Genomic DNA, 15249 nt, shown 5'->3' with positions numbered 1-15249 from the left:
TGCGGTGGTTTTCCGGGGTCGTCGGTATGACACTGGGGATAAGCTCAGCTATATCAAGGCGGTGGTGACGTTGGCGGTGGATCGTGAGGATCTGGGTCCGGATCTGAGGACATGGCTCAAGGAGTTCGCCCAAAACCTCTGAGTCCTGTAGGATGGACCGCTGTGAAACATCCACAGCAGGAGAATCTGCTGCACGTGGACGTCAAGGAGCTCAAAGGCCACCCTGGGGCTCAGCAAACCCTCTCCACCACAGTTGAAGCCCCTGCAGGGTTCGGCACAGTGCTGGTCGGCATTGCCGAACACAGCGAGCTGAACCTGGATCTGCGCGCCGAGTCTGTGCACGAGGGAGTGCTGCTCACCGGGACCGCCTCAGCAGAGGTGAACGGCCAATGCGGGCGCTGTCTGGACCCGATCAGCTATCCGCTGACCGTCGATGTCATGCAGCTCTACTCCTGGGAGCCCCCAGAGCAGAGCAGTACGGCGCAGTCCGGCCCGGAGGAGGATGACGAGGAGACTCGTCACGTCACCGAGCAGCTGAGCATCGACGCGGAACCGGTGCTGCGGGACCTGATGGTCTCCGCACTGCCGTTCCAGCCGGTGTGCCGGGCGGACTGCCCGGGACTGTGCTCCCAGTGCGGCTTCCGCATGGAGGAGGACCCCAGCCACGCCCACGAGCAGCTGGACCCGCGTTGGGCCACCCTTGCCGGCCTGGCAGACCAACTGAATGAATCGGATGAAGACGGCGCCGCGGCGTCGTCGTAGTCCACTGAAAGCAACGAGAGAGAAGAGGACACCGTGGCTGTTCCGAAGCGGAAGAAGTCCCGTGCCAACACCCGTCACCGCCGGTCGCAGTGGAAGGCTGAAGTGCCCACCCTGGTCAAGACCGTGGAGAACGGCCGTGTGGTCTACAGCCGGCCCCACCAGGCCAAGCTGGTCACCGACTCTGCCGACACCCCGCTGTTCTACGAGTACAAGGGCCGCAAAGTCGCCGACGCCTGATCCGGCCGGTCCACAGGGATTGAGCGAGTCAGAAACACTGCAGAAGAGCCTTGGGGTGCATATCGCCCCCGAGGCTCTTCGTCTTGCCCTGACCCACCGCTCCTACGCCTACGAGAACGCCGGGCTGCCCACCAATGAGCGCCTGGAGTTCTTAGGCGACGCGGTGCTGCAGCTGGTGGTCACCGACTACCTCTACACCACCTTCGAAGACCTCTCCGAGGGCGATCTGGCCAAACTGCGCCCCGCCCTGGTCTCCACCCGGGCGCTGGCCCGGATCGCCCGCACCCTTGAGCTCGGCCCGCATATCCGACTGGGTGAGGGTGAACTGCGCACCAACGGGGCTGCCAAGGACTCCATCCTGGCCGACACCATGGAGGCGATCATCGGCGCCTGCTACCTCTCCAACGGCTTCGAGACCGCACGCTCCTTAGTGCTGCGGCTGGTCACCCCGCTGCTCAGCGACAAGGAGGCGATGACCGCAGGCAAGGACTGGAAGACCACCATCCAGGAGCTGGCCGCTGCCCGTGAGATGGGCGAGATCCGCTACCAGATCGAGGACTTCGGCCCCGATCACCGCAAGCACTTCCGCGCCACAGTGACCATCGGGGGTCAGCCCTACGGGCAGGGCACCGGCCCCTCCAAGAAAGAGGCAGAGCGCGACGCCGCCCGGGTCACCGTGGAGACCTTGACCGGAGGCCAAGGTGAGCCGGATATCCTGACCCTGGTCCTGGACCGGTACTTGCCGGCCGAGCAGTGAAAGGAGGGTCGCGCCGGTGAGTGAACCACACCGTCCTCGTCGCGCCAGAGGAGGGGCTGCCCCGCAGCCGCAGCGCACCAGGCGGCAGAGCCCCAAGTCCGCCGCCGGGAAGAAGCGCCGCCGCGGCACCACCATCACCGTCTCCATTCTGGCGGTGCTGGCTGCCCTGGTGATCGTTGCCGTCGTGATCGCCTACAGCTACCTTAACCGGATCCAGACGGTGTTCGAGGAGGAACGCAACGTCATCGAGGAGCTCAACGACCTCGACGACGAGACCGCCTACCGCACCCCCGAGGGCACCATCAACATCCTGCTGCTGGGCTCGGACAGCCGGGGCGAGGACGAAGAGGAATACCGTGACGCCACCGGCGAGGGCGGCGAGCGCTCCGACGCGATCATGCTGGTGCATATCCCCGAGGACCGCTCCGGGGTCTATGTCATGTCGATTATGCGGGACCTCTGGGTGGATATCCCCGGTTACGGATCCGGCCGGATCAACTCAGCCCTCTCCGCCGGCGGACTGGAACTGGTGGTGGACACCATCGAGGACATGCTCTACACCCATATCAACCATGTGGTCACCATCGACTTCGAAGGCTTCCAGGACCTCACCACCGCACTGGGCGGGGTCTATGTAGACAACCCGCGCCCCTTCTCCGCAGGTCAGAACAATCCAGCGTTCTACCCGGAGGGCACCATCCGGCTGGAAGGCTCAGACGCACTGCGGTTCGTCCGTGAGCGACAGTCCTTCCCCACCAGCGACTACATCCGGGTGGAGAACCAGCAGCTGGTGATGCGTGCCATCGCTGAGCGGTTCCTCTCCGGAGACACCCTGTCCAACCCCAACCGGATCCTCGCGGTGCTGGAGTCCATCCTGCCGTTCATGGAGATGGACGACGGACTGGACGCCGATACCATTGTCGGTTACGCCCTGGACATGACCAGTATGCGCGCCAATGACATCCATACCTTCACCATGCCCGCCGGCGAGCATCACACCACCGCCGCCGGGGCCGAGGTCATCCTTCCTGACGATGAGATGATGACCCTGCTGCGCCGTTCCCTGCAGGCGGAGAACATGGGCGGATTCATGGACTATATGGCCATCAGCGACGGTGAGGAAGACACCAGCACCTTCACCGTGCTGGAAGACGATGATCCCCTAGGCATCCAGATGGGCCGCGTGATAGGAGAGGGCCTCGACCATGTCTACTGAGCTGTCTCAAGGGGAGGACTGTAAATTGCTAGAAGCGCATAACGTGGTGATTTGCGTTGCCACCTATAGACGCAACGAGCAGCTCCGCCAGTTGCTGGAGTCAGTGGCCGAACAGGCAGATCCAATACCGCAAGTGATCGTTGTGGACAACAATCCTGAGCCTCAAGTACAGGAATCGGTGCGCCAGGCCTATCCGACCGCTACCTACCTGCACCAGCCGGAGCCCGGGATTGCTTCAGCACGAAATAAAGCGCTTGATGCATTGCCTGAGGATGTTGCAGGAGTCATTTTTGTTGACGATGATGAGCGGGTCCGGCCCGGTTGGCTCACCGCCCTGCTGGACTGTGCCAATAGCTCCGGCGCTGACGTCGTCTATGGGCCCGTATTCGCGGTTCTGCCGGAGAACCCACCGGACTGGCTGACTCGTTGGGGACTCGATGGGCCCGGCTATATTCGACGCACGGACTTTGCCACTGGTCCCTGGGATCGGCGGCCGGCTACGAATAACGCGCTGGTGCGCGCAGAGTGGTTCACCAGCCGCGGGCTGCGTTTCGATGAGGTGTTCAATTTCACTGGAGGATCGGACACTGACCTGTTCCAGACCATGATCGACGAGGGTGCCACCATCTGGTGGTGTGCTGAGGCTGAGGTAGAAGAGGATGTGCCGGCCAGCCGAGTGACCAAGACCTGGCTGCGCAAGCGACAGCAGCGGGTGGGTTATGTGCGGGCTATGCAGCAGGCCAAACGCGGGCGGAGCAGAGTGTCGCTGTTTACGGAAGGGGCAGCTCGGATCGGGGTGGGCCTCACTCGCGGTCCGCTCCGGCTCGTGCAGCGTGAGGTGCTCAGCTACCCAGACAGGGGATACCTTTACCAGGGGCTGGGGTTTATGAGTGCGGCTCTAGGCGGTGTCAGCGAAGAGTACTCCCGGAAGACTTGACTCGCCTCGGAGGCAGACGTTGCCAGTGGACAGTCCGGCTCGGCAGATCAGGGCCGAGTGCGGTATAGTTTCCCAGGTCCATCCGGACCGCGGGGGTGTAGCTTAATGGCTAAAGCCCCAGCCTTCCAAGCTGGTTATGCGGGTTCGATTCCCGTCACCCCCTCTGTAGCATTCCGGCCGCGTGCGGCGGCCTCTTCGCTTCGCGAAGAACCCCTCAATCGTCTCGGAAGAGTCAGGTGTCAACACGAACTCTTCTCTCGGCTCAATCGGGTCGCAGACCTGGTCTAGTGTGAAGTCATGAGCTTGCCGCGCGTCCGGTTTCAGATTCAGCCCACCGTCTCCCACTATCGGGAGCCGCTGGTGCGCCGGCTGCTTCGGTCTAGGAAGTTCGCACTGGACATGGTCGGCCGGTTCAAGAACACTGAAGCGCAGACCGAAGACCGTATCGCCTCAGCCTCCGCCGAAACTCTTGCCCAGGTCTCGCCTCTGCACACCCTGGCATTCAGCCTGTTCTGGTGGCAGCGCGGGGATGTGGCCGCAGTCTGGCGCGGCGACTATGCCGCCTACGTCTTGGAAGGCCGGATCTACACGGTCTCGGCCTGGGTCGCCGGGGCAGTGGGCAAGCTGCGCGGGCGCAAGGTGTTCCTCTGGGGCCATGGCTGGAAGCGGCCGGAGACCGGACTCAAACGCCAGCTGCGGCTGAGCTTCTACACGCTGGTGGATGGACTGATGGTCTACGGGGATAGGGCCAAGGACCTTGCCGTGGACTATGGTCTGCCCGCCGAGAAGGTCCAGGTGGTCTACAACTCGCTGTACTCTCGCGACCAGCTTCCCGCAGAGCCGCTCACCACAGCACACCAGCACGACGCCGCCGGCTCACCCGACCGTCCCACCCTCATCTACTCCTCGCGTCTGACCACCCGGCACCGATTGGATCCGTTGGCCGAGGCGCTGGCCGACTGGCCGGATGGCCGGCCTGCCCCGCACCTGATCGTGGTGGGAGATGGAACTGAGCGTTCTCGGCTTGAGCATGTCTTCGCCGAAGCCGGGGTGGAAGCCGAGTTTCTGGGCTCGGTCTACGAGCTTGAGCAGCTGAAGGAGCTCTACGCCCAGGCAGATCTTGCTCTTTCCATAGGTGGTGCGGGGCTTAACGTGATCCAGGCTCTGGGCTTCGGCGTTCCAGTGCTAGCAGAGGCTGGCCACCGGGACTCATCCCCAGAGATCGAGACCGTGGTCGAAGGCGAGACCGGCGCCTATTACAGCCCCGCCGGTCCCGGCTCACTTCGGCAGAGGCTCCTGGAGCTGCTGGAGAGCCCCGCCGAGCTGGACAGGCTGGGCCGCAACGGCCTGGAGCTCATCCGTGAGCGCTACACCGCCGAGGCCCACGCCGAGGCCATCGAGGCCGCCCTAGCTCAGTTCCTCTGAGCAGTCGCTCATTCCTCTGGACTGCCACTTATCGTGCTGTTATTGGGTTGTCATGGGCCTATAAGCCCATGACAACCCAATAAGTACATGACAGATGGGACGTGGGCCGGATCAGGGGCGCGGCTGCAGGATCATATTGGTCATCCGGGCGGTGGAGAGGCGGCGTCCGGCGTCGTCGGTCATCACAATCTGGTGCACACACAGCTGCTTGCCCAGATTGATCGGGGTGCAGGTGGCGGTGACCAGCCCTGAAGTCGCCGAGCGGTGATGGGTGGCGGAGAGCTCGGTGCCCACCACGGCACGCTCCAGCCCCAGGTTGGCCTGCACATGGAAGATCGAGGCCACCGAGCCCAGTGTCTCGGCCAGCACAAAGTGGCCGCCGCCGTGGAAGATCCCGGCGTTCTGCTCATTGCCGGCCACCGGCAGCGTGGCCACCATCTTCTCCGGGCTCATCTCTACGAACCGCATGCCCAGCCGCACGCACATCGCCGAGACCCCGTGCGGGCCCATCCAGTCCCAGTACTGCTCCGGCACTCCGGCGGCAGCCATCCGGGTCCTGCGCTGCTCCTCGCTCGGGACCGGGGTCGGCACCCCGGGGGTCGGGGGAAAGTTGTCCAGGTTCGCCTCATCGCTCATGAGCTTCAGCATATAGGCTGTCAGGGTGAGCAATGAGGGTAACAAGCTGCTGGTGATCGACGGGCATTCGATGGCGTTCCGGGCGTTCTACGCCCTGCCCACCGAGTCCTTTCAGACCAGCACCGGCCAGTACACCAACGCCGTGCACGGCTTCACCAATATGCTGCTGAAGTTCATCCGCGAGGAGCAGCCCACCCATATCGCCCTGGCCTTCGACCTAGATACGCCAACCTTCCGCCACCAGGCCTATGACCAGTACAAAGGCGGCCGGGACAAGACCCCGGAGGAGTTCACCGGGCAGATCGATCTCATCAAAGAGGTGGCTGCGGCACTCAACATCCCAGCGGTCACCGTGGAGGGCTATGAGGCCGATGACATTGTGGCCAGCTACGTCACCCGGGCCGAGGCCGCCGGCTGGCAGACCGTCATCGTCTCCGGGGATCGCGACGCTCTGCAGCTGGTCACCGAGAACACCCACCTGGACTACCCCACCACCGGGGTCACCAAATCCGTGCGGTTGGACCCATCCGGGGTGGAGGCCAAGTATCTGGTGTCTCCGGCCAAGTATCCCGATCTGGCAGCCCTGGTGGGGGAGTCGGCGGACAATCTTCCCGGAGTGCCCAAAGTGGGGCCGAAGACGGCGGCCAAGTGGATCGCTGAATATGGCTCCACCTTAGGTGTCATCGAGAATGCTCAGGCCATCAAGGGCAAGGCGGGGGAGAACCTGCGTGCTGCGCTCGCCGATGTGGAGCGCAACCTGGAGCTCAACAAGCTGGTCACCGACCTGGACCTGCCGGTGGACCTGGAGCAGTGCGTGCTCACCCCGCCGGACCGCGAAGCAGTCGAGCCGCTCTTCGATGCCCTGCAGTTCAACCAGATTCGGGAGCGGCTCTTCGACACCTTCGCTGCCAGGTTCCCTGAGGCAGATCTCTCCGCGGAGCCCACCAGCGCACTGCCTGAGGTGCAGACAGCCCACGACGCCGCCACACTGACATCGTTCCTTGAAGAGCACGACGACGCCCCCCTCGCCCTGGCACTGTGCCTGGACCGCTCCGGGGAGTCCCTGTCCACCAAAGCCAAGCGGGACGATGCCGCCCGTCTGGCTGAAGTGCTAGCTGTGGTGCTGACCCCGGGGTCCTCGGCTGCTGGCGACTCTGTGACGGCACTGGCCGTGCCGCTGGTGGAGGCGGACGCGGAGCTGGAGACCGCCCTGGCTGACTGGCTGGCCGACCCTTCAGCACCCAAACTGATCCACGACTACAAGGACGGGGCCAAACGCCTGGCCTGGCGCGGACTGAGTCTGCGCGGTGCCGTGGAGGACACCCTGCTCTCCGGCTACCTGGTACAGCCGGACCGGCGGAACTTCGCCTACCCGGACCTGGTGATCCAGTACCTGGGCGCCTCCACCGAGCCGGGCGACTACATCGGCGGCGAGGACTTCCGGAAGAGTCCAGACGATGGTGGTCAGCTCTCGCTGTTCGACGAAGATGCGGTGCCCGGGGTCACCAGTGATGACCTGGCCCGGGCGGCAGTGCACGGCATGCTGCTGCACCCGCTTTCGGCCGCACTGCACGCTGAGCTCACCGAACGGAGGGCCGAGAAGCTGCTCTATGAGCTGGAGCTGCCGCTGGCCGAGATCCTGCTGCAGATGGAGCTTACCGGCATTGCGGTCAGCGGTCAGCGGCTGGAGGCCCTGGACGCTGAGTTCCAGCGCTCCATCAACGACTCCGCCGAGGCTGCCTATGCGGTGGTGGGCCATGAGGTGAACCTGGGCTCGCCCAAGCAGCTGCAGACGGTACTCTTCGAGGAGCTCGGCCTGCCCACTGCCGGGGTGAAGAAGAACAAAACCGGCTACTCCACCGATGTGGAGACCCTCCAGGACCTGCTGGCCAAAACACAGAACGACTTCCTGGTGCACCTGATGAACCACCGGGACGCCTCCAAACTGCGCCAGACCGTGACGGGACTGATCGAGGCCATCGGCGATGACGGCCGCATCCACACCACCTACGCCCAGACGGTGGCTGCCACCGGCCGGCTGAGCTCCCTGCACCCCAATCTGCAGAACATCCCGGTGCGCACCGAGTCCGGCCGCAAGATCCGTGACGCCTTCATAGTGGGTGAGGGATATGAGACCCTGCTGACCGCCGACTACTCCCAGATCGAGATGCGCATCATGGCCCACCTCTCCGGGGATGAAGCGCTCATCCGGGCCTTCAAGGACGGTGAGGACCTACACAACTTTGTCGGTGCCCGGGTCTTCGGAGTGGGCACCGATGAGGTGAGCGCCGAACAGCGCTCCAAGATCAAGGCGATGAGCTATGGGCTGGTCTACGGGCTCTCCAGCTTCGGGCTCTCCAAACAGCTGGGCATCGGGGTGGATGAAGCCCGCGACCTGATGAACGAGTACTTCGAACGCTTCGGGGCGGTGCGTGACTATCTGCGCGAGGTGGTGGTGCAGGCCAAGAAGGACGGCTACACCGAGACTATTTATGGCCGCCGCCGCTACCTGCCGGACCTCACCAGCGACAACCGTCAGCTGCGCCAGATGGCAGAGCGGGCTGCGCTCAACGCCCCCATTCAGGGTTCGGCCGCTGACATCATCAAACGCGCCATGATCAGCGTGCAGGCCGCGCTCGCTGAGGCGCAGCTGAGCTCCCGGATGCTGCTGCAGGTCCATGACGAACTGGTGCTGGAAGTGGCCGCAGGGGAGCAGGAGCAGGTGGAGCAGCTGCTCATCGAGAAGATGGGCTCCGCCGCCGAGCTCAGCGTCCCACTCGATGTCCACGTGGGCACCGGGGACAGTTGGCACGCTGCGGCGCATTAACTGACCTGCCCTACGGTGTGGTTACCGGTGATGGTGATGCACCGTGTGGTGCGTTCAGCCTTGCTGGACCTGACAGCCTACCTGTGCCCACGGCCAGCTGCCCAGCGTCCGCATCTCCAGCCAGCTGCAAGGAAACTGGGGCAGATAGCCACGAATCACAGGTGTGTGTCATGTGCACCTTGCGTGGGGCCGGTATGGTGGTGCACCGTGTGTGACCGCTGCCATCCCTTGCTTTCCCGGCGTTCTGCCCTGCTGGGCCTGACCGCGCTGGGCGGCGCCGCCGTACTGAGCGGCTGCGGCACCGAGCAGCCAAGGGGCACTGCAGCGACTCAGGCGTCGTCGTCCCCTCCGGCACCTTCTGCGCCCTCACCCACTATCTCGGAGCCGTCCGAGCCTGAGCAGACCCCGGACTTTGAGGAGTTGGAGGCTCAGTACGGGGATATGCAGGCTCAGGAGTGGGGACTGGAGACCTCCGGGGTGACCACCAGCTTCACACCCGCAGGCCGTGAGGCCGTACTCACCCTGGACGCCTGTGGCGGCCCGGGCAGCGGAGGCTACGACGCCGCCCTGATCGACTACCTGCGCGGCGCTGGCATCCCCGCCACCCTGTTCATCAATAAGCGGTGGGCCCTGGAGAACTACGCCATCACGGGGGAGCTCATCGAGGACCCGCTGTTCGAGGTCGCCAACCACGGCACCGAGCACAAGCCGCTCTCGGTCACCGGCCAGGAAGCTTACGGGATCACCGGCACCGCCTCCCTGGAGGAGGCCTACCACGAGGTGATGGACAACCAGCAGTTCTTCCAGGACAGCTTCGGAGTGGAGCTGGCCTTCTTCCGGGCCGGGACCGCCTATACCGATGAGATCGCCGCGCAGATGGCCGCCGATCTCGGCATCCCGGTGGTGAACTTCTCGGTCAACGGGGACGCCGGGGCCACCTACAGTGCCGCAGAGATCCAGTCAGCCATGCAGGGCACCGGTGCCGGGGATATCGTGATCGGACATTTCAACCAGCCGGGGTCCGAGGTCGCAGTCGGACTCACCGCCGCTGTGGAGGAAGCAGCCGGTCGCGGCATCGAGTGGAGAACTCTGGGCGAGGTCCTCTGAACGGATAGGCTGAGCAGGTGAACACCGAGTACACCCCCAAGAAACCCCAGGTCTCGCCACTGGCCGAAGGGCTGGTTTCCCGCACCTTGCCGGCAGCTCTGGGCGCAGACGGCAAGCCCGACGCCGCCTCGGCGGCATTCGCCCGCGCTGTCGGGTATGGGTTCTACGAGCCCTGGCACAGCGATGAGCAGCTGGAACGGGTGGTGCCCACTTTCGCCGAGGACGGCCAGGAGCTGACCGGGGTCTATGTGGATCCCGGCTTCGCCTCCCTGGAGCCCTGGGGCGAGACCCTCGAACAGCTCGGCTTCGATGCCGAACATCCGGTGGGCACCTTCGCCGACTTCGACAAGACGCTCAACGCCGGGGGAGCCGAACCGATTGAGGCTCGGCTGATCACCGATGTGACGGTCAGTGCCTCGTTCCGCCGCCGCGGGATCCTCAAGCACATGATGACCTCTCGGCTTGCCCAGGCGGTCGAAGACGGCCTGCCGCTGGCCGCACTCACTGTCTCCGAGGGCAGCATCTACGGGCGCTTCGGCTTCGGCGCGGCCACCCGGGAGCAGGGGCTGCAGATCAACGCCACCACAGCCGGTGACGGTTTCGCGCTGCGCACCCCCGCCGCCGGCACCGTGCTCACCGTGGACCCCTCCAAGACCGCGGAGCTCCTGAAGGAGACATTCGCCCGGTTCCACGCAGGCACCCGAGGTTCGGTGGAGCGCACCCCCTGGTATTGGAAGGCCGGTTCGGGGCGATGGGACCCCGAGAACATCACCAGCTGGAATCGCAAGGTGCGCACCATCGTGCATGTGCGCGATGACGGCAGCATCGGCGGATACGCGGCTTTCCGCTTCATGGGCTGGGACACTGAGCCACACACCATGCGGGTGCTCGATCTGATCGCGGTGGATGCGAGCAGCCGGATCGAGCTGATCCGCCATCTGGCGAGCATGGACATCGTTCAGCGCCTCACGCTGCCCCGCCAGGAGGCGGGTGAGGATCCGCTGGCAGCAGCCCTGGTCAACCCCCGGGCGCGCAAGGTCACCGATGAGAACGACGTGCTCTGGCTGCGGATCCTGAACCCGGTGACCGCGCTTCAGGCCCGTGCATGGGGCGCTGATGGACAGTTCAGCCTGAGCATCACCGACTCGCTGGGCATCTGCGCTGGCACGTTCGTGGTCTCTATCTCCGATGGTGCGGCCCAGGTCAGCAGCACGCAGGGTACGACGACGCCGCAGCACTTCAGCCTGGACGTCGAGACTCTGGGCTCGCTGTACCTGGGTGACATCTCAGTTCTCACCATGCGTGAGGCCGGCCGGATCACTGCCGACGACGATGCCGACTGGGGCGCCCTCTCCGCTACCTTCGATCTGCCCACAAAGCCCTACTGCGCCACTCACTTCTAATCAGGATGAGACATTCGGGGAGCCAGCGTCAGCTAGACCGGGTTTTGGCTCCCTGAACGTCTCACTTTCGCCAGTGTTGGGACAGTATGTGAGACGTAGAGGGAGCCGAACACCCCTGGAGGAGCAAACTGGCTCCCCATGCGTCTCAGCTGGGGCGGCGGGGTGAGTGGACAGGACGCTCTGGCAGCGAGCTGGGATGGCGGCGTCGTTGGTTTCGCCCCTGGTTGTATTGTGTTGCCGCGGCGGTATAGACTGATCGGGCGCGTTCTGCGCACAGAGTCGTGTCTGACTTCTGACAGATCCCGCTCGAGAACCATACGGATCGATTCGTGTGCTCCCGGGCGCCCTGCAATTGTCCGCCGCTCAGTGTCTGAGAAAAGAACAGTGCACTGACCCAACCACACAATCCAACTAGGAACACCTACTACATGACCACCACTGCAACCGCACCCGGTGCCCCCCAGGTCGCCATCAACGACATCGGAACTGCTGAAGAGTTCCTCGCCGCCGTCGATGAGACGATGAAGTACTTCGACGACGGAGACATGGTGGAAGGCACCATCGTCAAGGTCGACCGCGATGAGGTTCTCCTCGACATCGGGTACAAGACCGAAGGCGTGATCCCGTCCCGCGAGCTGTCCATCAAGCATGATGTTGACCCGGACGAGGTCGTAGCCGTCGGCGATAAGATCGAGGCCCTGGTTCTCCAGAAGGAGGACAAGGAAGGCCGTCTGGTCCTCTCTAAGAAGCGCGCCCAGTACGAGCGCGCCTGGGGCGACATCGAGCGCATCAAGGACGAGGACGGCGTGGTCACCGGCACCGTCATCGAGGTGGTCAAGGGCGGCCTGATCCTGGACATCGGCCTGCGCGGCTTCCTCCCGGCCTCTCTGGTGGAGATGCGCCGCGTGCGCGACCTGGCCCCCTACATCGGCCAGGAGATCGAGGCCAAGATCATCGAGCTGGACAAGAACCGCAACAACGTGGTCCTCTCCCGCCGCGCCTGGCTGGAACAGACCCAGTCTGAGGTCCGCTCCACTTTCCTCAACAAGCTGGAGCGCGGCCAGGTCCGCAACGGTGTGGTCTCCTCCATCGTCAACTTCGGCGCCTTCGTGGACCTCGGCGGTGTAGACGGCCTGGTGCACGTCTCCGAGCTGTCCTGGAAGCACATCGACCACCCGCAGGAAGTGGTGGCCGTGGGCGACGAGGTCACCGTGGAGGTCCTCGAGGTGGATATGGACCGCGAGCGCGTCTCGCTGTCCCTGAAGGCCACCCAGGAAGACCCGTGGCAGACCTTCGCCCGTACTCACGCTCTGGGCCAGATCGTGCCCGGCAAGGTCACCAAGCTGGTGCCCTTCGGCGCCTTCGTCCGTGTCGAGGACGGCATCGAGGGCCTGGTGCACATCTCCGAGCTGGCTGTGCGCCACGTGGACCTGGCTGAGCAGGTCGTCTCCGTAGATGAGGAAGTCTTCGTCAAGGTCATCGACATCGACCTGGAGCGCCGCCGCATCTCGTTGAGCCTGAAGCAGGCTAACGAGGGTGTGGACCCAGATGCTGAGGACTTCGACCCTGCTCTCTACGGCATGGACGCCGAGTACGACGAAGAGGGCAACTACAAGTACCCCGAGGGCTTCGACCCGGAGACCAACGAGTGGATGGAAGGCTTCGATGAGGCCCGCTCCGCCTGGGAGGCCCAGTACGCCGCAGCTCAGGAGCGCTGGGAGAAGCACAAGGAGCAGGTGCGCAAGGCTGTCGACGCCGATGCCGAGGCTGCCGCTGAGGCCAGCGTCTCCGGCTCCAGCAGCTCCTCCACCCGTAAGGAGAAGGCGCCTTCCGGCCCGTCCAACTACTCCTCTCAGCAGCAGACTGAGGATGCCGGAACCCTGGCCTCAGATGAGGCTCTGGCAGCACTTCGCGAAAAGCTCACTGGAAAGTGATGTATAGCGGAATATAAGGAATATAACCTGAACAAAACCCGTCTAATCCGTATGGATTCGGCGGGTTTTGTTGCTTAACAGCTCGCATTATGTCTACGGTGGGGCACTGATCAGGGCCCACAAGGGCCTTTCAGTTTGTGAAAGGGAAACATGCTCGACTCGATTCATGACCTGCTGAAGCTGCGGACCAATCCGTGGCTCTTCTTCATTTCATCAGCATTCATGCTGATCTTCGTGGTCGTCACCCTCATCATTCCAGAAGAGATGGGAGCGTTCTGGGGCGCTACGGCAGACTGGATCTTTGAGAACTTCGGCTGGATGTTCATCGCCGGGGTCACCCTCTTCCTGATTTTCCTCATCTACATCGGCATCAGCCGTTTCGGGCGTCTCAAGCTCGGCACTGACGATGAAAAGCCCAAGCACTCCGACCTGGCCTGGTTCGGTATGCTCTTCGCCGCTGGTATCGGCACCATCTTGATGTTCTGGGCAGTGGCTGAGCCGGCATTCCACTTCGACACCCCGCCGCGGGCCGAGGAGATGGGCATTGAGCCTCGCACCGAGGAGGCCGCCCGAGAGGCCATCGGCTTCACCCTGTACCACTTCGGGCTGCACACCTGGGCCATCTTCACTCTGCCCGGCCTGGCTTTTGCCTACTTCATCTATAAGAGGAACCTGCCGCCGCGGGTCTCCTCTCTGTTCCAGCCCCTGCTCGGTGAGCGCATCCACGGGTCCATCGGCAAGGCCATCGACATCTTCGCCATCATCGGCACGATCTTCGGCATCGGCATGTCCATCGGTCTGGGCACCACTCAGGTGCACGCCGGGCTGGCTATGCGTTTCGGCTTCACCGAGGAGGAATGGGGCATGTTGGTGGTCATCGCAGTGGTGACCATAGTGGCTACCGTCTCCGCAGTGATGGGCATCGACAAGGGAATTAAGCGGCTCTCGAACTTTAACATCGGCCTGAGCATCGTCCTTCTGGCGTTCATCCTGGTCACCGGCCCCACCATCTTCCTGCTGCGCGGCATGATCGAATCCGCTGGCACCTATATCTCCATCCTGCCGGAGGTCGCCTTTTGGAACGATGCGCTGGCCAATACCGGATGGCAGCAGGGCTGGACCATCTTCTACTGGGCCTGGACCATCTCCTGGGCGCCGTTCGTCGGTATCTTCATCGCCCGGATCTCACGCGGTCGCACCGTCCGCCAATTCGTAGCCGGCGTGTTGGCTCTGCCCACCCTGTTCTCCATCATCTGGTTCGGCACCTGGGCCGCCGGCACCTTCGACATCGAGCTCAACGGTGACGGAGGTCTGGTAGACACTGTGCTGGAAGAAGGCCCAGAGGCGGCGATGTTCGCCTTCCTGGAGCACTTCCCGCTGGACACCCTCACCAGTGCGGTAGCCATCATGCTGGTGGGTATCTTCTTCATCACCTCACTTGACTCTGCATCCCTGGTGCTGGATGACATGTGCAACGGCTACGACGGTGAGGGCCGCCCCAAGGGCACCACCGCTCCGCACCAGCGAGCGATCTGGGCCATCTACATCGGCATTGTGGCCGCAGTGCTGCTGGTCTTCACCGGTGAGGGCGGTGTGCAGGTGCTGCGCGATGTGGCTCTGTTCTTCGGCCTGCCGTTCTTCGTTCTGACTTTCTTCATGATGTACAGCCTGCACCGGGCCATGCGGGAGGACGCCGGCGAGCTGGGGGCTTTGGCTTCCCGCCGCTGGCTGCAGACCCTGCCCCCGGAGGAGTACAAACGCCGTATGGAGGAGGGCGATCCCGAGCTGGTCGGCGCGGTGGTGGCTCCGGACTACCACGAGGGCACTCAGCCGGAGAATGCCCCGGATGTGGAGCATGTGGAGCAGCCTCCACTGGTCCAGGAGTACCGCATCCGCACTGGCGAGCAGCCGATGGTGGACCCGACTGAATCTGGGCAGACTCCCAGGGGCTGAGGCTTCTAGGTTCCAGACAGCAGGCCCGTCCCGTATCACGCGGGGCGGGCCTGCT

Annotated in this window: 12 protein-coding genes, 1 tRNA gene and 1 pseudogene; 13 read left to right on the top strand and 1 reads right to left on the bottom strand. The window is 63.9% G+C overall.

Annotation, left to right across the window (positions count from 1 at the left end):
- The 8 genes and pseudogenes from F0311_RS16345 to F0311_RS16310 form a co-directional block, all read left to right on the top strand.
- Positions 1 to 142, top strand: a pseudogene (locus F0311_RS16345) (UTP--glucose-1-phosphate uridylyltransferase); the annotation flags it as partial.
- A gap of 20 nt (positions 143 to 162) precedes the next feature.
- Positions 163 to 762 (top strand): YceD family protein, encoded by a 600-nt coding sequence (locus F0311_RS16340; RefSeq protein ID WP_223881432.1) that lies wholly within the window; start codon positions 163 to 165, stop codon positions 760 to 762.
- A 33-nt stretch (positions 763 to 795) separates the two neighbouring features.
- Entirely contained in the window at positions 796 to 999 is a 204-nt protein-coding gene (rpmF, locus tag F0311_RS16335) for a 50S ribosomal protein L32 (protein ID WP_044494594.1), read from the top strand.
- A 19-nt stretch (positions 1000 to 1018) separates the two neighbouring features.
- A complete protein-coding gene (rnc, locus tag F0311_RS16330; protein WP_150463003.1) occupies positions 1019 to 1756 on the top strand; it encodes a ribonuclease III in 738 nt (245 codons plus the stop codon).
- A gap of 16 nt (positions 1757 to 1772) precedes the next feature.
- Positions 1773 to 2972: an LCP family protein gene (locus tag F0311_RS16325; RefSeq protein WP_150463002.1), complete on the top strand. Its 1200-nt coding sequence runs from the start codon at positions 1773 to 1775 to the stop codon at positions 2970 to 2972.
- On the top strand, positions 2962 to 3909 hold the full coding sequence (locus tag F0311_RS16320) for a glycosyltransferase family 2 protein (RefSeq protein WP_150463001.1): 948 nt from the start codon (positions 2962 to 2964) through the stop codon (positions 3907 to 3909). The genes F0311_RS16325 and F0311_RS16320 overlap by 11 nt, the downstream gene beginning before the upstream one ends.
- A gap of 91 nt (positions 3910 to 4000) precedes the next feature.
- Positions 4001 to 4072, top strand: a tRNA-Gly gene (locus F0311_RS16315).
- A 134-nt stretch (positions 4073 to 4206) separates the two neighbouring features.
- Positions 4207 to 5334, top strand: a complete 1128-nt coding sequence (locus F0311_RS16310) for a glycosyltransferase family 4 protein (RefSeq protein WP_150463000.1) — start codon at positions 4207 to 4209, stop codon at positions 5332 to 5334.
- Positions 5335 to 5445: 111 nt separating this feature from the next.
- On the opposite strand, the gene F0311_RS16305 is transcribed toward F0311_RS16310, so the two are convergent.
- Positions 5446 to 5970: a hotdog fold thioesterase gene (locus F0311_RS16305; protein ID WP_150462999.1), complete on the bottom strand. Its 525-nt coding sequence runs from the start codon at positions 5968 to 5970 to the stop codon at positions 5446 to 5448.
- A gap of 25 nt (positions 5971 to 5995) precedes the next feature.
- Here F0311_RS16305 and polA point away from each other — a divergent pair, with 25 nt between their 5' ends.
- From polA to F0311_RS16280, 5 genes are all read left to right on the top strand, one after another.
- A complete protein-coding gene (gene polA, locus F0311_RS16300) occupies positions 5996 to 8797 on the top strand; it encodes a DNA polymerase I (protein WP_223881431.1) in 2802 nt (933 codons plus the stop codon).
- 207 nt (positions 8798 to 9004) lie between these two features.
- A complete protein-coding gene (locus tag F0311_RS16295; protein ID WP_191089987.1) occupies positions 9005 to 9904 on the top strand; it encodes a polysaccharide deacetylase family protein in 900 nt (299 codons plus the stop codon).
- Between the two features lie 17 nt (positions 9905 to 9921).
- Positions 9922 to 11307, top strand: coding sequence for a GNAT family N-acetyltransferase (locus F0311_RS16290; protein ID WP_150462997.1), 1386 nt, complete (start codon positions 9922 to 9924; stop codon positions 11305 to 11307).
- Positions 11308 to 11735: 428 nt separating this feature from the next.
- The gene (rpsA, locus tag F0311_RS16285) at positions 11736 to 13241 is read left to right on the top strand and encodes a 30S ribosomal protein S1 (protein WP_150462996.1); all 1506 of its coding nucleotides are present in this window, start codon (positions 11736 to 11738) and stop codon (positions 13239 to 13241) included.
- A 150-nt stretch (positions 13242 to 13391) separates the two neighbouring features.
- Complete coding sequence (locus F0311_RS16280; RefSeq protein ID WP_150462995.1) at positions 13392 to 15194, top strand: BCCT family transporter; 1803 nt, start codon at positions 13392 to 13394, stop codon at positions 15192 to 15194.
- The last annotated feature ends 55 nt before the right edge of the window (positions 15195 to 15249 follow it).

The sequence above is a fragment of the Nesterenkonia ebinurensis genome, assembly GCF_008711175.1.
Classification (GTDB): Bacteria; Actinomycetota; Actinomycetes; order Actinomycetales; family Micrococcaceae; genus Nesterenkonia; species Nesterenkonia ebinurensis.
The sequence above is the reverse complement of the archived record's forward strand: the minus strand, read 5'-3'. Positions and strand labels throughout refer to the sequence as shown.

Coding starts and splice junctions, on each gene's coding strand:
- F0311_RS16320 (WP_150463001.1), top strand. CDS start 2,962: ATGTCTACTGAGCTGTCTCAAGGGGAGGACTGTAAATTGCTAGAAGCG.
- F0311_RS16310 (WP_150463000.1), top strand. CDS start 4,207: ATGAGCTTGCCGCGCGTCCGGTTTCAGATTCAGCCCACCGTCTCCCAC.
- F0311_RS16305 (WP_150462999.1), bottom strand. CDS start 5,970: ATGAGCGATGAGGCGAACCTGGACAACTTTCCCCCGACCCCCGGGGTG.
- rpsA (WP_150462996.1), top strand. CDS start 11,736: ATGACCACCACTGCAACCGCACCCGGTGCCCCCCAGGTCGCCATCAAC.
- F0311_RS16280 (WP_150462995.1), top strand. CDS start 13,392: ATGCTCGACTCGATTCATGACCTGCTGAAGCTGCGGACCAATCCGTGG.